Source organism: Methanomethylovorans hollandica DSM 15978, assembly GCF_000328665.1.
GTDB classification, from domain to species: Archaea; Halobacteriota; Methanosarcinia; order Methanosarcinales; family Methanosarcinaceae; genus Methanomethylovorans; species Methanomethylovorans hollandica.
In genome coordinates, this window is record NC_019977.1 from 1,215,263 (window position 1) to 1,240,933 (window position 25,671).

The window sequence follows — 25,671 nt, forward strand, 5'->3', positions numbered from 1 at the left end:
TGTATGGTTGGGCAACTCCCGATTATTTGCTCAACCATATGAGCCTCGTTGAAATCCTCGATTATTACGAAAATGGGATCAAATTCGAGGAGTCAAAGGCTCAGATCCTGGTAGGTACTCTTGCGAAAGCAATGCACAGCGGCTCTGATGATCCCAAGAAACCAGCTAAGCGGATATACAGAGAAGAGCCAGAGCAGACCCCTGACCGTAAAGCCCTGTATGAACAATTCGGAGACCTGATAAAAACATGAGCGGTGTACTCGAAACCCTGTCAGTAAACGTTGTTGGTGAAATATCAGACGTAACCAACGCATTCAATCAGCTAGATCAGCGAGTCGCAGGGTTTGGGAGATCTATGCAGACAATGGGCTCCCAGCTGCAGGGCATGGGTACGTCTATGTCCCTTGCAGTCACCGCTCCGTTAATGGCTATCGGGGGGCTGGGTCTCAAGACTGCTGTTGATTTTGATGACGCAATGAGGCAAGTGCAGGCCGTCACTGGATCAACGGGCGACTCTCTTGATATCCTCCGAGATGCAGCGCTTAGGATGGGCGCTGATACAGCATTCTCTAGCTCACAAGCAGCAGAGGCAATGCTACAGCTTGGGCAAGCTGGATTTTCTACTGATGAAATATTAAGCTCTACTGAGCAAGTGCTATCCCTAGCAAGTGCCGGAGCTCTTGATCTTGGTACAGCAGCAGGCATTACGGCTAATGCTCTTATGGGTTTTGGCATGGAAGCAGACCAGACGCAGCGAGTAGTAGACCTGCTGGCTATAGGCGCATCTATTTCTACAACTGATGTACAAGGGCTAGGGCTTGCGCTTTCTTATGTTGCTCCTGTCGCTAATGCTATGGGTATGAGCATTGAAGAGACTACCTCCCTTATAGCAGGTCTGTCTAATGCTGGTATTGAGGGAGAGAGAGCAGGCACAGCTCTTAGAGGGGCTATAGAGAGGCTGGCCGTACCCACTGATGAAGCAGCCGGGGTACTTCACGGTTACGGGATTGAGCTAGATATGGTCAACCCGGCAACAACCAGCTTCACTGAGATTCTGGAGGTACTGGCAAAAGCAGGTATGTCAGCCGCTGACGTAATGGCGGTATTTGGGGTCAACTCTGGGCCCGGAGTACTAGCACTGTTAGGGCAGGGTACTCCTGCTATAGAGGCTCAGACGGCAGCCCTTACAGAATCAGCTGGCGCAGCCAAAACAATGGCTGACACAATGGAGGGCGGTGCAGGTGGAGCAATCAGACAGCTACAGGGATCTATAGAAACATTACAGATCACAATAGGGGATCTTATAGCAGATGCCCTGCTGCCCTGGATAGACAGAGCTACAGAGCTATTCAATCAGCTCTCTTCTCTTCCTACTCCTTTATTACAAAACATCATAATGATAGCAGGGCTAGCGGCTGCAATTGGCCCTGCGCTTATTGCTTTTGGTACTCTGATTAAGTCGACAGGTACTATAATCACATTGTTCTCAGGTCTGCCTATCCTATTCGGTCCGGTGGGTCTGGCTCTTGCAGGTATAGCAACAGCAGCAGCCATTGTATACACGAATTGGGATAGAGTAGGCCCCTGGTTAGTTCAACAGTTTGAGAACCTAAGAGGGGTAGCTCTTGCCCTTCTGGAGAGAGTACAATCGCTAGTTAGAGACGGGTTTGAGTATATCTCTAATTGGTGGAGTGCTAACGGCAGAGCGGTACTAGATGCACTGATAGCAGCATTCCAGAGAACAGTAGCGTTTATTACTCCTGTCTACGAGGCTGTACGAAATCTTGTACTCAATGCACTCACTCTAATCAGCGCATGGTGGACGCAGAACGGCAGCGGAGTAATGGAGACGCTGAGAGCTGCGTTCGATAGAATACAGGCGGCTGCTATCCCTCTAATTACTACTATTAGGGATCTTGTAGAACGAGCCCTCACGGGAATTAGCACATGGTGGACTGGAAACGGTAACGGGGTAATGAATGCGCTTAATGCTGCTTTTACGTGGATCATAGATACTGGCTCACAGCTTATTGCAGTAGTGCTTGATCTCGCTAACAGAGGGCTTATAGCTATCAGCAATTGGTGGAGTGCTAACGGTAATACCGTAATGACGGCTCTTAATACTGCGTTTACATGGCTGATTACAACGGGTTCAGACCTCATAGACACAGTATGGGATCTAGCAACCAGAGGGTTCACTGCTATTAGCAATTGGTGGAGTGCTAACGGAGAGTCTACGCTTAACACACTGTGGCAAAAAATCAATGATCTATATGATGCAATCGAGCCACTTATCCCTATCGTAGTCGAATTTGTGCGGGATGGACTGGAGAAGATTAGTGCATGGTGGACAGCGAACGGGCAGGACACACTCGATGCAATACAGAAGCTCACAGATGCAGCAGAGTGGCTGTTCGACAATGTTCTCATTCCTGCAATTAATACACTTCAGATCATACTGCCTCCCATAATAGACAGTATCAAATCCTGGTGGGATACTTTAGGGGATGCTTTAGAGTTCATTGTAGACCTCATCAATGGAGACTGGGCGGACGCTTGGGAAAACATACAGGCATCCGTATCAGAAGCGTATGAGGACATCAAAAACATATGGGGAACCGGGGCACTTGCAGAGGTAATAGGGGTAGTATGGGATGCAGTCGGCCTAGACACTTCTACTGCATGGGACGATATAGAGACCGATATTACTGATACATGGGACGATATCAAAGAGGCTCTGACCGACAAGGACGGTACATTTAGGACATCAGTGGTTACATTCTGGAAATTGATTAGAGGGGATATCAAAACCGAAGCAGACGGGATAGGGACAGACGCTAACACCTCCTTCTCTGGGCTATCTACTACAGTCTCAACCCACATGAGCGGCATATCTGCCTCTGTCTCTACAGCATGGAACTCTATCCGGCAGTCCATATCAGAGAGATTGACAGCCATCCGGGCTGATACAAGCACAGCATGGACGAACATTCAAACCTCGGTTTCCACGTCCCTAAACTCAATCAGAGTAACAGTAAGCAATGCCTGGAACACAATGCGCACAGACATTACTACTGCATTGAATTCAATAAGAACAACAGTAGGCACTGCCTGGAGCGCAATACAAACAAATGTCTCTACTGCACTCAATAGCATCAGGACAACGTCTACAACTATCTGGAATAATATACAAACCTCAATTACAACCTCACTCAATTCAATCCGAACCACATCAACAACTATCTGGAATAGTATACAGACCTCTGTCTCTAACTCACTGAACAATATAAGAACTACTGCAAGCAACATATGGAACTCCATACTGTCTACTATTACAGCTGCACTCAACAACATTAGAACAACGTCTGTCAACGCTTGGAACTCAATTCAGAGCTCCGTAACAGCATCACTGAATAATATTAGAGCCACTGCTCAGAATATATGGAACTCTATTCACAGTACAATCACCTCAGTACTGAATGGCATCAGAGCAACCTCACAGAGTATATGGGCATCTATACAGTCTGCTATCTCAAGTGCAATGAACAACATCCGGGCAACTATCGCCAGTGCTTGGAGCAGCATAGCAAGCGGTGTTAGTTCCGGCTGGGCTTCTATCAGATCTCGGATACAGGCAGAGATCAATACAATTATATCTGCTATATCCAATGCAGGGAGCAGGTTCTATAGTGCTGCTGCTAGCTGGGTACAGAGCATGGTAGACGGACTCACTTCTAGAATATCCTCACTGAGGTCAGCGGTGAACTCGGTACTGTCGTTAGTGTCGACTGGCAACTCTGCCAATATATCAACCTCCTCTACTTCAAATATCAGGACAGGCGGCACTTCATCGGGTGGCACAGGGTCGGCTAGAATCACCTCCCTCCCTTCCTACACCGGCGGCAGAACAGCACTATCTGGTACGCCTACCACAGTAGGATACAATCCCCTTGAAAAACACGACACTGGCGGCATAGCGGGGTACACTGGCTGGCATTGGATGGAGAAGAACGAATTAGCCATCCCCCAAGCGACTAATTGGGATGCTATCCTTATCAATCCTATCAGCAATGCATTAGCTAAAGCAGCTAGCATTACAGCAGGCAGAGGACTAGGCTCTGGACCAGGATCAGGTAACGTCACCTATGAGGGCGACACAATATATATCACTGCTAACATGTCTAACGAGTATGGGTTTGATGAGATGATGGATGACATCAACAGACGGACAACTAGGGACAGGTTTAGGAGAGGGATCAAATCATGAGTACAGGCGACTATCTTGACGTAGTGTTTGATTCTCTAAGGATCTCTGCTCTTTCTGAGCCTGAAATAGTTGACGATTTCTCTTACAACGAAACCAGACTAGCATCAGGAGAGACGTTTATACAGACCTCTAGTACTCCGAGGTTCTCAAAAACATATAGGTGTCTAACAGAGGATGATGTAGAGCGGGATGCAATCAGACTCAAGCGGGGCAAATTCGCAGATCTTGTAATTGATGGCATAACCTATAGCGGCTGCTGTATCAAGCCCCCCATTAGGTTCAAGTATACCCGTGTTCCTGGGCGGTGGGAATACGATATCACTTTTGTACAACATACTGGCACTCTACCCGTACCTGTAGCGGATGAACTCCCAGCCCTAATAGATGGAGGCAGCGCATGATCTCAAATATAGAAACAGGACAGTTTATAATCTCAATAACTAAAATAGATGTCAATGGTGTACCTGTTGAGAAAACAACGGTATACCCAGACGGTAAAGAAGTAACAGAGGTTTTATAATGGCAATACTAACTAACGCAGGCAAAGTGGCAGCTGCAAAGCTGCTCAATGGTGTGGATTCTGTACCAGCATTCACCTATATCGCAATCGGTAGCGGCAGCACAGCAGAGGCAGCAACACAGACGCAGCTAGTGACCGAGATCACAGCAAACGGAGGAGCAAGAGCGGCGGCTACCTGTTCCTATGTGGCATCGAATACAGCCAAATGGGAGAAGGAGTTCGCCTTCACAGGCGACGTAACTATAAGAGAGTTTGGGGTATTCTCTGCCTCATCTGGAGGAACTATGCTTGTACGTCACCTGTTAGCAGCAGGCAAGGCTTATGAGAACGGGGAAAAGGCTCTTGTATCAATTAGTGCTGTAATATCCTAATCGGAGTTATAACATGGCTTATCCAGGCTGGAAGTATAAAGGGCATGTGACTTTTGCAGATACAGCAAAAGCTAAAGAGGTGCAGGCGCTTGTATACATTTATTACCAGACTGGGATGAATTCTGATTTTAGTGACCTCCGTTTTGCTGCAACAGACGGTACTCCACTGCCGTATTATTTTGACTATGCTACGGCTGGATCAGTGGCAAGAGTTTGGGTCAGAGTTCCAGCCGGACAGACAACAATCAATTTCTATTATGGGAATGCTGCAGCTACATCAGAATCAAGCGGAGCCAACACATTCTTCATATTCGATGAATTCAATGATGCGAACTGGGCGGACAACTGGTCCGGCGATACTGCCTCGTGGACTGCATCGGGCAGCCTGCTCAAGTGCAGCACGTCCGGCAAGAAAATCTATAGAGCGGTATCCGGTGGACTCGATGACAAGGCTATCTATGCAAGCATAGTCACAAAAGCTAATACTAATTTGAAATTTGGTATAGTGTTCAGGGCTTCCTGGGGAGAAGTCCAATTTACCAGGTCTTATACTTCCTCCTATCCTCGCAGATGGTCGGATGGTACGTATGTGTCCGGCTCATCTCCTCTATGGTCTGACAATACAGCAGCAGTGGACAGAGTAGATATATTCAGTACAAAAGCTGCCACTAAATATTATGTGGGAAATACTTCCTGGACAGCAATTACAGGCCCAAATACCCATACTGCTATGCTGTCTGCTGCTGGCCAATTTGGTTTATACGCCTATGCTCCCAATACGTACCAATACGTACGGTGGGTCAGGGTGCAGTCCTCTGCTACACTACTGAACTATACTGTGACAGTAGACGGTGCGAACAAAGAGGACATTATAGAATCGTTCAGCCTGCACATCACTCCGTCCCACGGGTTCACCGGGAAACACTATGCAACCCGGGCAGTAACAATTATACCCGAGGTGACTCCATACGAGACAGGGCTAGTGCTGTCTCCTACTGCGGAAATCAAGGACTACCTGACAGCGTCCACGGGGATCACTGTAACCCCTTCAACAGTAGCAGTCAATGACTCTCTCTATGCCTCAACTGATGTTTACGTTACTCCTGCTGCCGATCCATTGATAGAGGGCATGGACCTGGATCAGTATCCCTGGACTGCTCTTACTGTCCGCAAATCTATAGCAGATGCGATGTGGCAAATGGATATCAAATTTGAGGGGCATACTGTACCACCTACTCAGCGTAGGATATTCTACGATGTGCTAGACATATACGGGGACGTCAACCGGATATTTGCAGGTATCATACCTGAACCAGATTATGTAATATCGGACGCAGCAAATAAAACAAGTGTAGTTGCTTACGATTATGCGTATTATCTGAGCAGGCAGCTAGTCCCATACGATGAAACCACGATCAAGCTAGTCACTGCGTATCCTACCTGGGGGGATTGGATAGAGCATCTCCTAGAGGGCACAGGGATCACAGCGTATAGGATAGCGGCAGGGCCTACCACTACAGCAGAGTTTTCCCTTACTCCCAAAACAACCAAGATGCAGGCCATCAAAAAGATAGCGGACTATCTAGGCTATCTATTCCTAGTCTCCTGGGATGGGGACGATGCTATAGCATATTTCATAGACCCAGCTAACATAGATGAGCCTACTGCAGGGCTTGATCTTCCTGCTCAATACGATGTGTACCACACAGACGGGACGCTTGTAGGCATCCCCTCTGCAAAACCAGTGTCTGAGAAAACGTACAATAGAATAATCGTTAGGGGCAGAGACCCTGTAAACAATGTGTACCTGACCTCAGTAGCAGAGACAGACAGGCTGACAGGAGGCTATGAGTACGCAAGAGAGTATTACGAGGAGTCACTGAACTACACTACTCAGGCTATCTGCGATACTCGGGCAGCTTTCCTGCTTGCTGGGCTGTCTACTGAATTGTATACGGTCAGAGCAACATTCAAGCTTAGGCATGATTTTAGGTTATGGCAAAAAATAAGGTTCCTCGGTGATGGTTTTCCGGCCGCTGTAACCAATATGGGAGTAATGAGGATAGTCAACATCTCGCACTCAATCCAGGAAGCAGACTCCACGGTCACTATAGAGTGTACGGTAGATCAGGATATCTCTCTTATCTCTGAACTTGCAGATGTGTTCGATTCAAACACAGTATCCGAAACAGTAGGAATAGTAGACAATAAATTCTCTACTCAGGCAGAGATCCAAGCAGGCACTATAACAGCCATTAACGGCACTACTGCTACGGTATTACTTGAGAACGGAAATACAATACAAGCGAGGCTGCTAGAATGACTTACAATGTAGGAGACAGGGGGCTAGTTGTCACTACTCGCTCAATGGGTTCAGAGTTCATTAAGAACAATGCTACTGCTGCTGTTGATGACCGGGTATTAATATATCCAATTCAAGGCAAAGCTATTCCTGTAGCAATCCCTGCAACAGCAAGCGAGGCAACAGACCGAGTATATACTGTTCCTCTGGGGAATGGTAGAGGCTGGGCTGTACAGCAACCACAACCCAAATTCACTATTGAAGATCCCGAGGTTCCTTCTTCTACTACGGTAGTAGAATTTGATATCAGGATAGATGAGTACCCAGGGGCTACGTATTGGGGCTATGAGCTGTTCAGCAGGGCAACCTCTGGCACTAATATAGTTTGGATGTTTGGGTTCTCTGGCATAGGGTCTGATACGTATCCTTACAGGCTCAAGGTGATGGCTACCCAGGGAGGAGTATTCAAATACGTATGTGATGCCTCAAAACAGCTATACATAGGAACCACATATCATATCATATGGACAGCATCAGGAGGCATGTCTGGGATGACAAGAAACGGACTACCTCAGGGGGTCCCTTATCCCTGCGTTCTGGAGTACGGCCTGACTACACAGCTCAATTATCCCGATACCGTAGTAGGTACGGGACTGGCACACGGTACGCATCAGGCATTCGGCTCTACAAAAGGACTGATTTCAAACATCACAATCACTAATTCGTGAGGACACAACAATGGCGACAACAGTATCAAGCAGCGCAGAACTTATAGCAGCCCTTGCAAGGGGCGGCACTATCGAGATAGAACCAGGTACGTACTCTATCAGAAGAGCAGCTATAGCAAAATCAGATACAGCACTGGTAGCAGCAGACCAAACAAAGAAGCCAGTGCTGCAAATGGCAGCCAGTCATCCGTCTGCTCCTATGCTCTCTGGGTACAATGTAGACGGAGTAGAGTTTGAGGATCTTATCTTAGACGGGAATTTCTCCAAACAGCCAGGGGCAATTAGAGGCAGGTCTGAGCTGGCGCTGTGCTGGCTAAGGAATAGTGATGACGTATCTATGCAAAACTGCCTGCTCCGTAATGGTGCAAGCGATGGGCTGAAACTTACAACCAGCGATGGGGCAAAGATCCTCAACAATACCGTAGCTCATCTGGGTCACGATGCTTTCTATTTCATGTATGGGTGTGATAATGGAGTCTATGCAGGCAACAACGTAATGACCAGAACCAACTCGGGCGGCCGCTGGTCTTACGGTGCAGCAGGTTGGGATATTCACGATAATGAGATATGGTCTGAGATAGAGCCCTGGAGCACAGGGCCGGGCCTTGAGTTCGACAAGCGGATGTTCGTGAAGATGAAGATTCACGGCAATAACTTCCACACGCTCAACGGCTCAGGCATCTGGCTATTAGGGGATATAGCAAGCTGTGATAAGGTATCTATCTACGAAAATACTTTTGATTTTGTGGGCAGGTACTACAACAATGATCTCAAATACAATGGCTACAGCAATGCAGGAATAGCAGGAGCAGGTTTTGATGGAGTAGAAATAAGGGACAACATGTTCAAAAACTTGATGTACTGTATAGAGATGTCTGAAGCTCTGTACCCAATCTCGGGTAATTACAGATGGAATTTCAATAATAATACTGTCAGTAATTGCCGCTATGGGTTTAGGATAGATCAGGCAAGAGGTTCGATCAGAGGCTCAGGAAACAAACTTACGGGTATAACCACATACTCGCATAATCTGAAAGGAACGCTCAACCTAGTGGCTCCTACGAGCCCAGTAGAGAACGCTGAGCCGATTGATTCAGGAGAAGTAATACAAACCATCCTCTCAGTTGTGGACTCTGCTGGGAAAATAGGAACTCAAACTATCGATATCAAGACTTCTGCTGTAGCTCCTCGCAATAGTACTCTATCCTTAGCTACTGTCAAACTGTCCGTAGATGGAAGGTACGGTACAAGGAACGTAGAGTTTCTTGTATCTACAGCTTCCCCAGAAACGAAGCTACAGACAGCCGTCACCGGAACAGATCTATTGGTCTCACTGACACTCAAAAGAAAAGCGTCAAGCGGGTCAGTACAATTCCTCCTGCCTACACTTGAAGCATCTGCAGGATACAACGAGCTCAAAATCAGGACGGCAGACGGACGATATGGAGAAGCGAAACTTAATATAGTGTTAGCTGAACCTCCTACACCAGAGCCGGAACCTGAGCCAGCGATAGAGCCTACTCCAGTAGAGAACAATATACACTTTACGTTAAGCGTAGATACCAGGAACCAGCGGCTCTATGTCAATGAAAAAGTAGGTACTTCTAAAATAAAAACAGAAGGGGATGGCATAACCGGGTATCTCAAACTCAGAACGGCTGATAATTATTATATTGAGATACCCATATCGGGAACGATGGTAAAGGGGTAAGGCGCTTACTCTTTTTTCACCAACCTTATATTGTTGAAAACTTCTCCTTTTTCCATTAGGTCTAGTAACTCATGATAATCTCTAGCTCTTGGGGTCTCTTTTCTCAACTCCTCCCGTAGAGCCCAATGCAGGTAATCAGAGAATCTCAATATGGGCACGTCTCTCCATGTTTTGTCTAGGTACTCGGTCTGCATGATAAAAGGGTATAGGAATCTCACCTTCAATCATCCCCATGGCCCGTCATGCATCGTTTTCACAAACGAAACTCTGATTATTACACGATTTGCGGCCCTGTGTTTGGCCAATTCGTTTTTGATGTTTTCTGCGATATGTGAATCGATTTCTGCCGTAGTGCAGTGGACATAAGTGTCATCTCCTATACTGCATAGTATATCAGACATTATTGCCCCTGTGTGAATCAGCTCGGCACTGACTGTATCAACCTCCCCTCTATACATATCGTGTATTATGATTTCATATTTCAGGGCTATACTATATTCTACCCCTCTCACAGCCGGGCCAAAATACAAGGGCAGTACACGCAAATTTAAAAAATCACTATACAACGACTCTAGCACAGCGGCACGAGGTATATCATATAGACGTTTGCTAATGTCTGTTTCTGTCATTTCATTCGCCTCATTGTAATATATTTTAGCTCCCCCCCCTTCTTACTCATTTTCAAGGTAGGCGCTTCATAGTTCTGCATGATTTGCCCGATTTTTTCGGCTAGCGGCAGCAATGCTGCGGCTGCTCTATCAGTGAAATTAATCATTGCTGTATTCATTCCTTTGCCCACTTTTTGATATCCTCCTGCTGCTCAGTGGACATTCCATACCATACTATGTATGCAGCGGGACTCAACCAATCTTCTCCATTCCACCACTTAGAATATTTCTCCTGATACAATTCAGATAATATATATTGTTCAGGAGTCTGTATACTGTGCAGCAATGAGATGTTGTGTTCACAGTCGAACAATGAGCACAATACTCTGATTGCTGATTGCTGAATTGTGCTAATATTGATGTAGTGCTCCCTCACTAGATCTACAAGTTGATCCAGCCGGGGTAACCAGGTGCATGAAGTGACCACCACCACTTTTGCCAATTCTGGCAAAGCGGGGAGTGTAACCACGTTCCCATCTAATTTGTGGAATACAAAGTCACCTTCGCTCGGCTTCCATCTCTCTTGCAATTCCTGTGCTTGTCTGCACATTGTGATATATTCAGTAGACGTGTCCATTATTCAGACTCCTCCTGCTCATTGGTCCTCCTCAACTCTTTTATTTTGTTTTGGATGGTTCCCCTAGATAGGGGTATTCCTCTGAGATTATAATACTCAACAATCTCCACTTGATTATACCCCTCATCGAGTAGGGTTCGCAGGGATTTTAGATCATCATGTAGGGGGATATCAATAGAGGGGCGGGGCATCAATCCTCACCTCTTTGACACTGCATTTGTATCTCCTTATTCCCTCCAATCCTTAGGAATAAGGATTCTCGCTGTCCTCTTGGCCGCAAGTTCCGCGCGGAACTTACTTGCTTCTGCTCCTGTCTCCACATGGAGACCGAGACAGTCGGTATAATGGACTGACCACACGTACCTAGAACCCATCCTAGATACGCGTTTTTCAATATAACTGTTGTCCGGCCATACACTGTGTCCAACGTTACTTACTTCTATCATCATTTTCTTCACCTTCATATTCCCGTACTACAATTACTAATAGGTGCTAATTACATATATAGTTTTTGGCACATTACTTGCTCTTTCTTAGCTTAGCTTGTGTGATAATATCCCTCACTTCTACCCATGCTTTGAGGGCATGTATTTCTCTTTCGAGCCTCTCAACCTCACTTAATGCCATATCTACCTTAAGTGAGTCCTTCCCTTTTGTAGCTGCATAGGCTTGATTCTCATCCTTCATCCTTTGATATTCCTCTGAGCTTTCGAGGTCTACGGCTTCCTGTATCGTAAGTGCTGGCACGTACTGTATGTAGAGATCCCGCAGCTTGTCGGGCGATGCCCTAAAATATGCTGTTCGTGTAGCGTCTAATGTGTGGCCCATAAAATACTCTGCTATCATCGAGTCACAGCCTGCGTTAATCAGAGCAGAGTAAAAGACCTTGCGCATGTTATGAGAGCGGATGAGCCCCCACTGGCCCGCTCCTTTCTTACTCTCAATGATATGCTGCATCTCCCTATACACTTCTGCAAAAGAAGTGCGGCTATACTTGCGCAGCTCTTCATCCTGCGTCTCAAGATATGCTGCAGGTATATGTCCCTTGACAAAGAGGTATCCGTCATCAGTTGTCCGTCTCTTTTGATATGCTGCGACTACATCTTTGTTTTTGGAGATAGGCGGCACGTCTCTCCACGCTAGGTACTGTTGTACTGCTCTGGAAGCCTCCGGGCTTAAGAAAGTAACATGATCGTACTGAGCCTTTTCTCTCCTGATATATAGCATAGCGAGCCCGGTCTCCGAGTCGTACCCTTCTCTGAACTGCGATATTTTGAGGTTAGTTATTTCATTAGCACCTAACCCAGAGCTACAGCCTACCAGGAGAAGAGCCCGTTCCAGTGGGCCCACAACCTCAAGGACTTTTCTTATATCCTCTATACTAGGGATCTTTGTATGCTCTTCCCTGGGAGCAGCTCTTTTGAGCTTGCCTACATTGACATTGATATCAAAAGTATTGTAGAAAGAGCGCATTACATCTATGAATTTTCTTACAGTCTTAGGCGCTTTGCCCTGCTCTTCCAGGTACTCTTTGTACCTCAGCAATTCTGCTCTATGGGTCTGGAGCCTACGCTGTAAGTTTCGCTCTCTCTCTGCTTCCTCTAGCATCTCGCTAGGTGTTTTCTGGGTCCATCTGCAATACTGTAATAGGATCTGACAATATGAAGCCCATGTTGTAGGGGCGGGGGAAATAGACCGCTTCCATTCCTGCACAGCTAGATCTTCGGCTAGTTCGGCTTTATCCATACCAAAAAAGAAAGCGTATTATGATAAGTAAGTTCTGGTATTCAGAAAGATTATGACCCCTTTTCTCATGGTAATGCATACTGCTTTTAGAGTATATACGTTTTACTTTAATTTGTTTGGTTCTAAAGCTCAAATTTTTATATTCAAACTTATCATTATGATAATTTCTATATGTACTGTATAGGATATATTTATATGCTGAAACAACAAAGAATAGCTTGCAGAGCACCTATAAAGTGGCTAATGATACAAAAAAGATATTGGATTGATCGTTGCAACAGTGGTATGATAAACAAAAATCATTTATAAAAAACGAGAGGTGGTATAAATGATAGCGAGGACAATCAAGCTAGGAGTATACGGCTGTATAATTGCTGCAGCGGTAGTCTATGCTCAGTTCAACAACAAGTAATGTGATGGCGGGCAGGGAATCATAATACTTTTTATAATACTTTTTAAAAAAGATATTTGTCAGGAACATTGACTTTTCTGCTATTTTTTCTACAATCTCTTACTAGAAATTCTAAAGATCGTTTATAGAATTTATTTAATTTTGTCCTTTATGAAAATAAGTCAATATGATACTGGGAAAGCATCTTAAACTTTTACTACAATATCCGAGTGTGAACATGGACCTCAAAGATATCCTGCTTAAAATAAAGAACAACGAAACAGACCTTGATGCTGCGGAGTCTCTTATACGCGGCATGGGTTATGTACCGGTTTCCGATATTGCAAAGATAGATGTTTGTCGCAGCCAGCGCACCGGGATCATGGAAGCCATCCTTGCGGAGGGCAAGGAACCTGAAGACGTGGTCAAAATAGCAAAAGCCCATGTAGATGCATGTGGCAGGGCGCTTATAACACGTCTTAATGAGACAAATGTAAAGTTACTGGAAGCTGCCATCGGGCCTGAACAGCTGGAATGGGGGAAATACAAAAAGACAGTAGTGGTGCACAATGGCACACCTGTTTCAAAAACAGGAGGTGTAGTGGCAATAATTTCTGCAGGGACGGCTGATATCACAGTTGCTGAAGAAGCCCGCATAGTAGCTTCTGAAATGGGGTGTGAGACGATCGCGATCTATGATGTTGGAGTTGCCGGTTTTCACAGGCTTGTCGGTGAGATGTCCAAGCTGCAGTCACATAAGCCGGATTCCATAGTGGTAGCTGCTGGCAGGGAAGGCACACTACCTACAGTTGTGTCGGGTCTTGTGGACGTGCCTGTGATCGGTGTGCCTGTATCAACTGGTTATGGGGCAGGCGCTAAGGGTGAGGCTGCACTCCTTTCAATGTTGCAGTCATGCTCTGTACTTGCGGTCGTGAACATCGACGCAGGGTTCGTTGCAGGAGCTTTTGCTGCAAGGATAGCCAATAGTGTTGCAAGGGCCCGTGACGGGAAAAACAGGGAGACACAGTCATGAGGACGCTCATTTTTGATGCTTTTTCAGGTGCATCTGGGGATATGATCCTTGGAACCCTCATTGCTCTGGGAGCTGACAGAGAAAAGATAAGTAAAATCATAGAATCTGCAGTGGACGTATCAGTAAGGATAGGTGAAGCCAAGAAAAGAGGTATTTCTGCAGTGGATGTACACATAGACGCAGCACACGAGGAACATGCACGCCACTATGATGATCTGGTGGACATTGTGATAAATGCCGGTCTGCCACCCAGAGTTGAACATAGTGCACTGGCAGTTTTCGATCTTATGGCAAAAGCCGAATCGAAAGTACATGGCATATCCCTTGATGAACTGCACTTTCATGAGGTCGGCCAGAACGATGCTTTAGCTGATGTAATAGGTTCCTGTTATGCAATGCACGAAATAGATGCTGATGCAATTTTCTGTCTACCTATTAATGTAGGGGGGGGCAGGGTTAAGGCCGCCCATGGTTCCATGCCTGTACCAGCTCCTGCCACCCTTGAGATCCTGCAACTCACGGGTCTGTCATTCTATGGTTCAGGGAACAGGGAACTTCTTACACCCACAGGAGCTGCCATCCTGGGTCACTTTGCCCTTCCCCTTGAAAATTTTCCCAGGGGAAAGATCCTGTCTGTAGGTTACGGTGCAGGAGATGCTGATACCGAAGATCCTAATGTGCTGCGTAGCACTCTCATAAATACAGAGGATGACCTCTCCAGAGATTCCATTGAGGTACTGGAAACAAATGTGGACGATGTCACCGGAGAAGTGCTGGGTAACCTGTTCGAGAAATTACTTTCAATGGGAGCCAGGGACGTTGCCATTATCCCTGCTACCATGAAAAAAGGACGTACCGGACATATTATAAAAGTAATTACAAAACCTGAGCATAGTGCTACTCTAGCACGGGAAATCATGAGGGAAACCGGTACTCTGGGGATCCGTGTGATCCCTACCAGACATCGTTATACTGCCGACAGGCGCATGGAAAGCGTAAGTGTCCTTATAAGGGGAAATGCATACGATATGCCCGTGAAGATAGCTGAGGACCATAATGGTGTGATCTTGCATATTTCTGCAGAGTATGAAGATTGCAAGCGAGTTGCCAAAGAAACTGATCTGCCTCTGAAGGACGTTATAAGAAAAGTTGAAGAAGAAGCATGGAATAAACATGGACCTGCTGATCTGTTGTAAATAGTCTACGATTATTTATTAAAATTATTGACTGCCCTTATATAGATGCAAGAGTAATTGAAGAAGACGAGATACAAAGGATACAGAACCTTGCAAAGATGAAAAAAGTCCAGATGTATGCCTTTCATCGCAGGAATTAGGGCTGATAGTTTTCAGTCAGCCTTTGCATACTTAATTTTCTGTTTTTGAATTGCATGCTTTACGAGGAATGTCGGGTTTTGCTTTTACTCTTGTTTTAACAAACAACTGGAATCGATTTCTGCAGTATTGAGTTGCTTCTTTGATTTATAGAAGAAATAGATCACTATGAAGAATGTTGCCATTGGCGACAGATACGAAGGTATATGATATCCGAAACCATCCATGATCATGAACATGCCCAGGAACAATATAGAATACATTGCTCCGTTCTTCAGATACATGTATTTCTGGATCCTATCGATATTGCCTATTGTCAGTTCTCTGACTACAAAAGCTCCGAGTCCGTTTCCAAGAATTATTAATGGCACTGAGAGAGTGAATGCAAATGCTCCGATGACACCATCTATAGAAAAAGTTGCGTCTATGATCTCCAGATAGAATATCTTGCTCATATCTGACATATTTTTTTGGACGAGATCTTTTTCACTTTTTTCCGCATTCTCCTTGAATCCATGAGTAATGAAAAAAGCAGTTGAGCCAATTACTGCACTGAAAGCGATAAGATAGTTTATTTTCAGACTATACCACACAATAACGGATAGTATTATTGACACGATAGCAAAGAACCAGACACCTTTTTTCATAAAATAAGGTTCTCCACATATCCCAAAATTCTTCTTTTCCAGGAACAGCCAGTGCAAGAACAGGAACAGCAGGAATACTCCGCCACCCATCAACAAAGCAGGAGCTGCGGTTTCAATTGCTTCTATTACTTTAGGATCATTGCTGAATGTCGCAGTAAGGGCACCAATTGGTCCTAGGGAAGGTGTACTTACCCATACGATAACCCATGGTAAAAGTCCGCGGATCACAAAAACCGCAAAGAATAGTCCCCATATCAAAAACCATCTGCGTGCTTTCTCCCCCATGGTAGACAGCACCTGAGCATTGATGATGGCATTATCGATACTGCTGATAGTTTCAAATAAGCATAAACCACCGACTATCATGATCATTGATAGGAGATCCATAGCACGCCTCTATTTTGGACATAAAATAAAATTCGGGATATACAATAAACGTTTCTGCACTTATACTATAGTTCTAGTATTTATACTGAATGGGGTGTATAGAAGAAACAGTTTAAAATATAGGAAAAGCAAAACTGAAAAAACGTGATGTAGGGACAGATAAATAAAAAACAGATTTTGTAAAATTCCTCTCTCTCATATAAGGTAGGCAAATCCACGCGAGGATTACTTTAATGATTTGCGATCATTTAATCAAAATGTTCATATACTTGTTGTAGGATATGCCATGCAGTCATTTTATTAGGCACAGGTACAAAAAAAATTTCTCAACACACTTCTATTCTAATTTTTTTATTTTTAATAGATATTGCTAAATCAAGTTGATGGGATTATTGTGTTTAACAAAAGGGATCTCGGAGGGATTATTAAATCCACTGGACTTGTCTTTGGTGATATTGGTACAAGTCCTATTTACACGCTTACGGTTATCTTTCTTCTTACAGCCGTTACACCTGCTAATGTAATAGGAGTTCTGTCTTTAATTGTCTGGACACTTGTGATACTTGTAACCATCGAATATTCCTGGCTTGCTATGAACCTTGGAAAAAAAGGTGAAGGAGGAACTATTGTACTTAAAGAACTCCTTGTTCCTCTACTAAAGCCAGGTAGAAAAGTAGTGATAGTCACAATATTATCATATATTGGTATCTCATTCCTTGTTGGTGATGGCATAATAACACCTGCTATCAGTATACTCAGTGCAGTAGAGGGTATACGGATTATTCAAGGTTTTGAATCCATCAAACAAGAGACTTTGATGCTGATTGCCGGAGTGATTGCAATATGTCTTTTTTCTTTCCAGAAAAAGGGAACTGAAAAGATAGCATGGATATTCGGGCCTTTGATGGTTCTATGGTTTTTAGCTATTGCTCTCTCGGGTATTGTCTCTATTTTTTACACACCATCCGTTCTTAAAGCCATAAATCCATATTATGCTATAAATTTCCTGTTACATCATGGATGGGCAGGATTCTTCGTATTATCTGAAGTTATCCTGTGTGCAACCGGCGGTGAGGCATTATACGCCGACATGGGTCATCTTGGCAGAGAACCGATTCTAAAAGCCTGGAGATTAGTTTTTGTTGCACTGTTATTGTCTTACCTTGGACAAGGAGCATTCCTGATCAGAAATCCAGACTCCCATAACATACTGTATGAGATGATATTTCAACAGGCACATTTTTTGTATGTGCCTTTCTTTATCCTTAGCATCATGGCTACGGTGATAGCTTCCCAGGCTATGATCAGCGGCATGTTTTCAATAGCATATCAGGCAATAACTACCAGAATTGCACCACTTTTTAAAATAGAATATACTTCGGATGTAATTAAATCGCAGATCTATATCAGTTTTGTGAATTGGTTGCTTCTTATTGCTGTACTGTTTGCGATACTTGAGTTTAAGGAATCCAGCAGACTTGCTGCTGCATATGGATTGACTGTTACAGGCACAATGGTAATCACAGGCATAATGATGACCTTTATATTTTACTTCAAAAAACAAGTAGTAAAAACCATTATCTCTATGTGTGTAACATCTGTTGCAATGATTTTTCTCATTTCCAACTCGTACAAATTATCCCATGGAGGTTATTGGTCTCTTTTAATTGCGCTTTTTTGTCTGAGCATGATTCTAATTTATACGAATGGACAACAAAAACTTTATAAGTCTTTATCCCCCATGGACATAAATGTTTTTCTTAAAAAATATAACCTGGCATATCATTTTACAAACAAAATAGAGGGAACAGCCCTCTTTTTTGCCAGGAGCATAAGTAATATTCCCCAGTATATTACACATACTATGTTAGATAATGGGATAGTCTATAAAGATAATATTCTTGTTACTATTGTCATACTTGACAATCCTTTTGGTGTAGCAAGTTTGTTCAAGGAAAAACTTGCGGATGGATTGAGAACATTTGAAATAACAATGGGATATATGGAAGTGATAGACCTTTCAGAGATATTAAAAACTGCGGGAATAGATGAAAAAACAATATTCTACGGAGTTGAAGATATCGTAACTGATAATCCTGCGTGGAAAATATTCTCCATTATGAAAAAAATGTCGCCTTCTTTTGTGCAATTCCATGAACTCTCCCCAGATAAAATTCATGGTGTTGTCACGAGAGTAGAAATGTGAAATTGTCAGACTAGAGTTCTCCGCTTGCTCAGCTTTGCCTTGCAATGCTCGCACCTTAAGCCTTCTATCGTGGCTGGGGCACCGACACGCTCTTTTGAGCGTATCCGTGCTGGGATAGTATGAATCAACTTGCCTTGATGCATCAATACATATATGCACTTATCGGATCAAATACGTCTGGTAGCCTTTGGCAAAAAATATAGGTGCAACATTACTTTGTTGATATAAAAATCCTACTGTATTATATATTACCGCGTCATTTTCTTAAGAGATACCGATGGATACACGCTACAGAAAAATCCGAAACATAATGATTCTTATTTTGTTTCTCAATCTGGCAGTTTCGGTTGCTAAGATCAGCTATGGAATGCTGACAAATACGTTAAGTATGCAATCCGATGGTTATCATTCTTTATTCGATGGTGTTTCCAATATAGTAGGTTTAGTTGGTATTCAAGTAGCCTCCAAGCCACCAGATGCAGAACATCCATACGGACACCGCAAGTTTGAAACATTAGCTTCCGTTTTTATTGCAGTGCTGCTTATATCCGTGGCTCTTAAAATAGTAAGTTCTGCATTTTCCAGGTTTGGCAGCAGTGATGTTCCTGAAGTTACTTTGATAAGCTTCTTGATAATGATAGGAACAATGATGGTCAATTACTTTGTCACAACCTATGAGTATAGAAGCGGAAAGAAACTTCAAAGTGAAGTGCTTATTGCCGATTCGATGCACACTAAAAGTGATATATATGTTTCTCTCTCTGTAATCATTGGGCTCATTGCTATCAAAGCAGGCTTCCCAATAATCGACCCTTTGATTTCTGTTGTCATTGCAGGAGTGATCATACGCGCAGGTTACTCTATCGTCATACAAAGTGCATCTGTGCTATGTGACCAGTCACAGCTTGACCCCGGGGAAATATGTAAGGTAGCCTATTCAATAAAAGGGGTTTTGGAGTGTACAACTATACGAACGAGAGGAGTAGCAGGTAACATATTTATGGATATGAGAATAGGAGTCCGGCATGACCTCTCTATTGTCGAATCAGATTTAATTGCCCACCAAGTTGAAGACAAATTGAAAGAACGTTTCGATGGAGTACAAGATGTAGTCATTCACATAGAGCCCGTTTCAATCGAGCCTGCATCTTAAAGGAAAAAGCATATCAGTACATCTCAGACCATGAATCATAGCTGTATTTGCAGTTGATGCTTCGTTTGCTGTCGGCGATTGGACGACAACGCCTATGCTTAATGAAACAAGATCAGAGTATACAATGAATCAGGTACGCCAAGGTTAATGCGTTGTTTAAAAGAAGAGTTACACAGTGCACTTAAATATTGTGTGACACCTAATTAATAATAATAGGGAAGGTTGGTGATAGATGTGAACTATAAACTAATTATTATATTGTTCTTAACGGTAGTAGTTTTGATCGGGGCGCCTATGGTGGCAGCAAAATCCAGCTACTTGACATCTTTCAATCAGAATTATAATACCGCCGGCACAAAGCTTGATTCATGCAATACCTGTCATATTGCGGGAGAGTCTCTAAACCCTTATGGCAGGGCATCTTCAGCAAATGGAAGAAACTTTGCAGCGATAGAGACTCTTGACTCGGATAATGATGGATTCACTAATACAGAGGAGATCAATGCTTTGACATTTCCGGGAAATCCCGATGATTATCCACAAACCACACCTGTAATGCCAGGTGCAACGACTCCTAACATAACTCAGGAACAGACGGTTACTGAAGTGCCGATGAGCAATATAACTTTGGAGAAACCAACTGCTGAAGTTCCAGCGAACAACACGGCTCAGGAAAAACCAACTACTCAGATACCAGTAAGTAATATAACTGAGACACCCAAGTCTCCGGGATTTGAATCAATGTTTGCATTTGTAGGATTCTTTATTATTGTAGGTCTTCATAGAAAGTATGCCTGAAAACCAATATCTTATAGATGGTTTGTTAATTGTCGGGCTGCCCTTCACCGCTTGCTCAGCTTTGTCTCGCAATGCTCTAACTTTAAGCCCTCTATCGTGGATGGGAATGGGTCAAAGCTGGAACAAAGTAAAAAAAGATCAATACGATATCTTGTCTTTAAGGGTGTAAATCAAGTTCAGGATTTTGTAATCCTGTCATTGACAAAAACCTGGCATTTATAGCTACAATTATAGTGCTAAGGGACATAAGGACAGCTCCAACCGCAGGAGATAGTAATATCCCTTGATTGTACAGTACACCGGCAGCTAGTGGTATTGCCACCACGTTATATCCCGTGGCCCAGAAGAGGTTCTGAAGCATCTTTCTGTAGGTAGCTCGGGAGAGAACGACTATAGAAACAACATCTTTGGGATTGCTTTTGACCAGTATTATATCTGCTGTTTCCACAGCTACGTCGGTCCCTGCTCCTATGGCGATCCCTATGTCCGCTTGGGCAAGAGCAGGAGCATCGTTCACTCCATCTCCGGTCATAGCAACCACAAGACCTCTTGACTGTACCTCTTTCACTTTGGCAGCCTTTTCCTGTGGCAGCACCTCGGCAAAATACTCGTCCAGTCCTATCTCTTCTGCAACCCATCTTGCAACTTGTTCATTATCACCGGTAAGCATCATGCATTTGATTCCAATTTCTTTTAGTGTGGAAATTGCCAGTTTAGATTCTGGTCTGATGATATCAGCCAAGGCAATGGCACCCTTCACTATTCCATCCATCATGACGTAAACAACTGTTTTGCCTTGGGATCTGAGTTTGTCCACAACTTCATTTTCAACGTTAATGCCCTGTTCTCTCAGATATCCAGGGCTAACTACCTTTACTTCCTTTCCTTCTACCATTCCCTGGGCTCCTTTCCCAGGAATGGATAGGAAATCCTCTACATTATACATATCCTCCATTGATGCCGCTATTCCCCTGGCAATGTGATGTTCTGAATTAGCTTCCACAGAAGTGGCATACTTGAGCAGTTCTTTTTCATCCATTGTGGCATCGAAAATAACAGTTTCAGTTATTCCGAACTTGCCCTGTGTCAGCGTACCGGTCTTGTCGAATATAATGGCATTCAGGTTGCGAGCGTTCTCAAAGGCTACTCTGTTCCTGATAAGTAGGCCATTGCGTGCTGCCAGCGCAGAGGATATGGCAACTACCAGAGGAATTGCAAGACCCAGAGCATGAGGACAAGTTATTACCATTACTGTAACAGCTCTTTCCAGGGAAAATGCAAAATTGGCCTGGATAAGCAGAGTCCACACCAACAATGTGAGAGTACCTACACTGAGGGAAATTATAGTAAGCCACTTGGCAGCCCTGTCAGCAAGATCCTGGGTATGAGATTTGCTTTCCTGGGCTTCCCTGACAAGTGCTACTACCTGGGAAAGGAAAGATCCGGCTCCTGTTTTCTTCACTTTGATCTTTATAGCTCCCTCGCCATTGATGGAACCTCCGATGACCTCCTTATCTTTAATTTTGGTAACGGGTTTCGATTCACCTGTAAGCATAGCTTCATTGACAGAGGTATTTCCTTCAACGACCACACCATCCGCCGGGATCTTCTCACCTGGCTTTACAAGCAGCAGGTCACCGGCAATGATCTCTTCCAAAGGAACATCATTAACATTTCCATTTGTATCGACCCGGTGGGCATCAGAAGGTAGCAGCCTTGCCAGTTCTTCAAGTGCCTTTGATGTTCCCATTATAGAGCGCATCTCCAGCCAGTGTCCCAGAAGCATGATATCTATAAGCGTTGCCAGTTCCCAAAAGAAGATCATTCCCATTAGGCCAAACACGACCAGACTGCTGTAGACATATGCAACTGTGATAGCTATAGCTATCAGGGTCATCATACCAGGAGCATGTGAAGTCAGTTCATCCCTGATTCCCTTAAGGAAGGGCCAGCCTCCGTAGAAAAATAGGACCGTAGACAACAAGAATAGTACATAAATGTCTCCGGAGAAACCGGGAACTGTTATCCCTAATGTAAAAAGGAACTCACGGATGATGGGAGACAGTAAAAGCACAGGGATAGTGATGATAATAGAGACAAAAAAGCGTTTCTTGAAATCTTCCACCATCATTGCGTGATGGTTAGTATGTTCGGCGTGTTTAGCCAGTGGACTATGTTCACCACGCTTCATGTCCCCTTGTTCCACATGAGATGGGTGGTGTTCCATTGTCTGCTGCCCCATATCATGCTGCATGTGCTCATGGATTGACATCTCATCATTCCCCATGTGTTCCACCCCGGTTGTCCAGATTTGTTCCCGAAAGTTCTGTCATGACTTCTACCGTTTCTTTGTGATAGGAGTTATAGCTAGAACATTTACTTTATAGAGTCTTAATGTATTCCAAGGTATCATTTAGATCTTTATCAGACATTTGCCATCTTGGCATTGTTGGCGACAGCGACTCTCCGGAAGGTTCCAGGCCGTTTCTGATAGCTGCCCTGATCGCTTCATCGGTAAATGGTGGATTTTCCTCAGTTGTCAATGAAGCGTATGTGATATCAGCAGGTACTGTATATCCCATCATCACAGGTACTCCTCCTTGCCCATCCACACCGTGGCAATTGACACAGCCGCCTCCATGCATGTAGATCCATTGGGGCCCGTAGGATGTAGGTATTCTCTTGCCTGTTTCATTGAATCCGGTATAATAGATGGTCTCGCCGTTTGATTTGAACTCGGTCTTGATCCCTTCTACATTGTATGGATAAATATATCCCGAGCCCATCATGCCTCCTTGCTGGCCATAACCTGCTCCCATCATACCACCTTGTTGGTTATAGCCGGTTCCCATCATACCTCCGTAACCGGATCCCATCATGCTGCCATAACCAGTATTGTATCCAGATGTCTGTAGGCTCATCATATAAACAATCATAATTAGAATTGCAATAATTACAACCCCAATAAGACCTAAGAAGTAAGTTTCCATCTTATTCATAATAACCTCCCACTATTTTCAGATAATAATATGCTCAGTTTCAAATATAAGTGTATGTTCAAAGGCACATTTCCAGCAGTCTGAAAGAAGGTTTAACAAGGCTATTGAAACATTAGAACGATTCCATTTCGATACTCGTAACTACCAGTCATTCCCAAAAGAGCATTGGAGAAAGATAAGAACTACGAACATCTTGGAAAGGATAAATAAGGAACTCAAAAGAAGGAGCAAAATCATTGGTGCATTTCCAAATGAAGCATCTCTATTGAGAATTTCAGTCTCAATATTGATCGATATCAATGAAGAGTGGATTACTGCAGATATTTATCTATGGAAGATTAAGTACATACCATAGGTACAGGGGAATATACAGCAAAATGGGAGCGCTACCTCGATTTCCTGAAATTACAGGCAAAAAAATATATTTACGCCAACTTTGATGCTGTAAATACACGGATTTTAAGCCAAAATAGGATGATATCGTAGAATTTTACATGAAATTATGAAAACTGTCAAATAGGTTTTCCTGACAAAAAAATGAAAATTTTGATCTAATGAGAACACTATTTTTTAAAAAAAGAGTGAAAACTGTCAAACTGTTGTGAAGAGGGCATTTCCCGGTGTCAAAAAGCCCCAGAAAACATATTATTTGTCTGCTAATCTGGTCAACAGATTGACATGTGCTAATTTTGAGTTTCTTGGACTTGGCGTAGACACTCCACTTATACGGCCATACCCCGTCTCTGAGTTTCCGGGTTGCAATGGAATCAGTGATATCTATCGTGGTACGTACAAGGCCGTTGTCATTCCAGGCAGTCAGTACCCTGCCTATCTCGGCTTTTGGATCTTCGGAAAGGTCACAACCATGTGGAGAATCACGTGAACATACCCGGATCACAGCATTTCGGAGAGAAGAAATAACATTGTCCGCGTCGCTTGATGGGATACCCCATCCGTTCTTGTTCAAAACATCCAATGGAAAGGCAATGACCTCTAAAATTACCATCAGAAAATCTGGGATGTGTGGGCGGACTATATATAGTTTTGTGTCCGGTCTTGAAAAAAGAAGATATGTGTGTTCATTATTATACTATGAAAAAAAATAACTATTGCCTTTTTTCAAACAGAATTCAATCCTTGTTTTAGTGGACCATGCCCTGAAAGTTTTCTTCGAAGATTTCTCTCTATAGCTTTTTGAAATCCTTTTCCGGGATGTGCACGATCATTCCCGGCTTATATTCCTCTACAATCCTTGACATTATGGATCAGACACTTTGATTAGGATACCTTTTGATATATCAGTAGACACCACATATAAATAATTCTAAGTTATAGTCTACATCATGGACAAAAAACAAACAACCCGCCAGAATAATAAGGAAGTACCTGTTCTGGAAATAAAGATTGGAAAGCATCTAAAGAACAGTATGCATGATAATGATGCACTGTTAAAAGAACTTGCAGAGTTATAGCTCTGCTGTATTCCTTCTTATCCACTCGTCTATTTCTTCCACTGACATTTTATACTCAGCCACTGTGATTAGCATTTTCTTAGTGGTATTTTTATCCGCGACAATTTTATATCCTCCATTTCTGAGGATAACATCGGCTAATGCAAATGCAGTTCTTTTGTTGCCATCAAAAAATGCGTGAGCCGTTGTGATGGTATGCAATGCTATGGTTGCATTTGCGAAAACAGTTTTTAAGGGGCTTAATTTATACTGAATAAGGTGATCAATAGTGGCTTCAATCATTGTACCACGTGTGCCGCCATATTTCTCAATGAGAGTATCATGGAGCGTAATGATATCTTTAGTCTATACTTATTTGTGC

At 43.7% G+C, this 25,671-nt stretch carries 26 protein-coding genes and 1 pseudogene; 15 read left to right on the forward strand and 12 right to left on the reverse strand.

The annotated features are described in order from the left end of the window. The first annotated feature begins 38 nt into the window (after positions 1–38). From METHO_RS05895 to METHO_RS05925, 8 genes are read left to right on the forward strand one after another with little or no spacing between them, the layout of a single operon-like run. Positions 39–251, forward strand: coding sequence for a hypothetical protein (locus METHO_RS05895; RefSeq protein ID WP_156811045.1), 213 nt, complete (start codon positions 39–41; stop codon positions 249–251). Beyond that, positions 248–4,267: a phage tail tape measure protein gene (locus METHO_RS05900; protein WP_015324628.1), complete on the forward strand. Its 4,020-nt coding sequence runs from the start codon at positions 248–250 to the stop codon at positions 4,265–4,267. The genes METHO_RS05895 and METHO_RS05900 overlap by 4 nt, the downstream gene beginning before the upstream one ends. Further along, positions 4,264–4,668: a hypothetical protein gene (locus METHO_RS05905; RefSeq protein WP_015324629.1), complete on the forward strand. Its 405-nt coding sequence runs from the start codon at positions 4,264–4,266 to the stop codon at positions 4,666–4,668. The genes METHO_RS05900 and METHO_RS05905 overlap by 4 nt, the downstream gene beginning before the upstream one ends. Further along, on the forward strand, positions 4,665–4,787 hold the full coding sequence (locus METHO_RS14265; RefSeq protein ID WP_015324630.1) for a hypothetical protein: 123 nt from the start codon (positions 4,665–4,667) through the stop codon (positions 4,785–4,787). The genes METHO_RS05905 and METHO_RS14265 overlap by 4 nt, the downstream gene beginning before the upstream one ends. Further along, positions 4,787–5,158 carry a phage tail fiber protein gene (locus METHO_RS05910; protein WP_015324631.1) on the forward strand — a complete coding sequence of 124 codons (372 nt, stop codon included), beginning with the start codon at positions 4,787–4,789 and terminating at the stop codon, positions 5,156–5,158. The genes METHO_RS14265 and METHO_RS05910 overlap by 1 nt, the downstream gene beginning before the upstream one ends. A gap of 13 nt (positions 5,159–5,171) precedes the next feature. Next, positions 5,172–7,481, forward strand: coding sequence for a DUF2341 domain-containing protein (locus METHO_RS05915; RefSeq protein ID WP_015324632.1), 2,310 nt, complete (start codon positions 5,172–5,174; stop codon positions 7,479–7,481). After that, a complete protein-coding gene (locus METHO_RS05920; RefSeq protein ID WP_015324633.1) occupies positions 7,478–8,188 on the forward strand; it encodes a hypothetical protein in 711 nt (236 codons plus the stop codon). The genes METHO_RS05915 and METHO_RS05920 overlap by 4 nt, the downstream gene beginning before the upstream one ends. A gap of 10 nt (positions 8,189–8,198) precedes the next feature. Then, entirely contained in the window at positions 8,199–9,899 is a 1,701-nt protein-coding gene (locus METHO_RS05925; protein WP_015324634.1) for a right-handed parallel beta-helix repeat-containing protein, read from the forward strand. A 5-nt stretch (positions 9,900–9,904) separates the two neighbouring features. Here the strand turns inward: METHO_RS05925 and METHO_RS05930 are convergent, their stop codons facing one another. The 7 genes from METHO_RS05930 to METHO_RS05955 all read right to left on the reverse strand — a co-directional run bounded on the left by METHO_RS05930 (position 9,905) and on the right by METHO_RS05955 (position 12,890). Continuing rightward, on the reverse strand, positions 9,905–10,093 hold the full coding sequence (locus METHO_RS05930) for a hypothetical protein (protein ID WP_156811046.1): 189 nt from the start codon (positions 10,091–10,093) through the stop codon (positions 9,905–9,907). A gap of 30 nt (positions 10,094–10,123) precedes the next feature. Continuing rightward, positions 10,124–10,528: a hypothetical protein gene (locus tag METHO_RS05935; protein WP_015324635.1), complete on the reverse strand. Its 405-nt coding sequence runs from the start codon at positions 10,526–10,528 to the stop codon at positions 10,124–10,126. Next, a complete protein-coding gene (locus METHO_RS13625) occupies positions 10,525–10,698 on the reverse strand; it encodes a hypothetical protein (RefSeq protein ID WP_156811047.1) in 174 nt (57 codons plus the stop codon). The genes METHO_RS05935 and METHO_RS13625 overlap by 4 nt, the downstream gene beginning before the upstream one ends. Next, positions 10,683–11,144 (reverse strand): hypothetical protein, encoded by a 462-nt coding sequence (locus METHO_RS05940; protein ID WP_015324637.1) that lies wholly within the window; start codon positions 11,142–11,144, stop codon positions 10,683–10,685. Before METHO_RS05940 ends, METHO_RS13625 begins: the two co-directional genes overlap by 16 nt. Beyond that, positions 11,144–11,335 (reverse strand): hypothetical protein, encoded by a 192-nt coding sequence (locus METHO_RS05945; RefSeq protein WP_015324638.1) that lies wholly within the window; start codon positions 11,333–11,335, stop codon positions 11,144–11,146. Before METHO_RS05945 ends, METHO_RS05940 begins: the two co-directional genes overlap by 1 nt. A gap of 36 nt (positions 11,336–11,371) precedes the next feature. Next, a complete protein-coding gene (locus tag METHO_RS05950) occupies positions 11,372–11,593 on the reverse strand; it encodes a hypothetical protein (RefSeq protein WP_015324639.1) in 222 nt (73 codons plus the stop codon). A 70-nt stretch (positions 11,594–11,663) separates the two neighbouring features. Beyond that, positions 11,664–12,890, reverse strand: coding sequence for a tyrosine-type recombinase/integrase (locus METHO_RS05955; RefSeq protein WP_015324640.1), 1,227 nt, complete (start codon positions 12,888–12,890; stop codon positions 11,664–11,666). Positions 12,891–13,519: 629 nt separating this feature from the next. On the opposite strand from METHO_RS05955, the gene larB reads away from it, so the two are divergent. Together larB and larC are read left to right on the forward strand one after the other, a co-directional pair. Continuing rightward, a complete protein-coding gene (gene larB / locus METHO_RS05960) occupies positions 13,520–14,314 on the forward strand; it encodes a nickel pincer cofactor biosynthesis protein LarB (protein ID WP_048831260.1) in 795 nt (264 codons plus the stop codon). Further along, a complete protein-coding gene (larC, locus tag METHO_RS05965; protein WP_015324642.1) occupies positions 14,311–15,510 on the forward strand; it encodes a nickel pincer cofactor biosynthesis protein LarC in 1,200 nt (399 codons plus the stop codon). The genes larB and larC overlap by 4 nt, the downstream gene beginning before the upstream one ends. 224 nt (positions 15,511–15,734) lie before the next feature. Here larC and METHO_RS05970 read toward each other — a convergent pair whose 3' ends face one another. After that, on the reverse strand, positions 15,735–16,682 hold the full coding sequence (locus METHO_RS05970; RefSeq protein WP_015324643.1) for a DUF475 domain-containing protein: 948 nt from the start codon (positions 16,680–16,682) through the stop codon (positions 15,735–15,737). Positions 16,683–17,076: 394 nt separating this feature from the next. Here METHO_RS05970 and METHO_RS05975 point away from each other — a divergent pair, with 394 nt between their 5' ends. The 3 genes from METHO_RS05975 (at position 17,077) to METHO_RS05985 (ending at position 20,839) form a co-directional block, all read left to right on the forward strand. Further along, positions 17,077–18,888: a KUP/HAK/KT family potassium transporter gene (locus tag METHO_RS05975; protein ID WP_015324644.1), complete on the forward strand. Its 1,812-nt coding sequence runs from the start codon at positions 17,077–17,079 to the stop codon at positions 18,886–18,888. Positions 18,889–19,165: 277 nt separating this feature from the next. Then, complete coding sequence (locus METHO_RS05980; RefSeq protein ID WP_015324645.1) at positions 19,166–20,041, forward strand: cation diffusion facilitator family transporter; 876 nt, start codon at positions 19,166–19,168, stop codon at positions 20,039–20,041. Positions 20,042–20,335: 294 nt separating this feature from the next. Next, positions 20,336–20,839, forward strand: coding sequence for a hypothetical protein (locus METHO_RS05985; protein WP_048831071.1), 504 nt, complete (start codon positions 20,336–20,338; stop codon positions 20,837–20,839). Positions 20,840–20,996: 157 nt separating this feature from the next. Here METHO_RS05985 and METHO_RS05990 read toward each other — a convergent pair whose 3' ends face one another. Together METHO_RS05990 and METHO_RS05995 are read right to left on the reverse strand one after the other, a co-directional pair. After that, the gene (locus METHO_RS05990; protein WP_015324647.1) at positions 20,997–23,126 is read right to left on the reverse strand and encodes a copper-translocating P-type ATPase; all 2,130 of its coding nucleotides are present in this window, start codon (positions 23,124–23,126) and stop codon (positions 20,997–20,999) included. A gap of 94 nt (positions 23,127–23,220) precedes the next feature. Then, positions 23,221–23,838, reverse strand: coding sequence for a c-type cytochrome (locus METHO_RS05995; protein WP_015324648.1), 618 nt, complete (start codon positions 23,836–23,838; stop codon positions 23,221–23,223). An 82-nt stretch (positions 23,839–23,920) separates the two neighbouring features. On the opposite strand from METHO_RS05995, the pseudogene METHO_RS13270 reads away from it, so the two are divergent. Continuing rightward, a pseudogene (locus METHO_RS13270) lies at positions 23,921–24,193 on the forward strand (transposase); the annotation flags it as partial. 135 nt (positions 24,194–24,328) lie between these two features. Here METHO_RS13270 and METHO_RS06000 read toward each other — a convergent pair. Next, positions 24,329–24,844 (reverse strand): hypothetical protein, encoded by a 516-nt coding sequence (locus METHO_RS06000; RefSeq protein WP_015324649.1) that lies wholly within the window; start codon positions 24,842–24,844, stop codon positions 24,329–24,331. A gap of 337 nt (positions 24,845–25,181) precedes the next feature. Between METHO_RS06000 and METHO_RS14270 the strand changes: the two genes are divergently transcribed. Beyond that, on the forward strand, positions 25,182–25,310 hold the full coding sequence (locus METHO_RS14270) for a hypothetical protein (RefSeq protein ID WP_015324650.1): 129 nt from the start codon (positions 25,182–25,184) through the stop codon (positions 25,308–25,310). Here the strand turns inward: METHO_RS14270 and METHO_RS06005 are convergent. Continuing rightward, a complete protein-coding gene (locus METHO_RS06005; protein ID WP_083885734.1) occupies positions 25,305–25,646 on the reverse strand; it encodes a type II toxin-antitoxin system death-on-curing family toxin in 342 nt (113 codons plus the stop codon). The two genes, METHO_RS14270 and METHO_RS06005, sit on opposite strands and share 6 nt — an antisense overlap. Between the last annotated feature and the right edge of the window lie 25 nt (positions 25,647–25,671).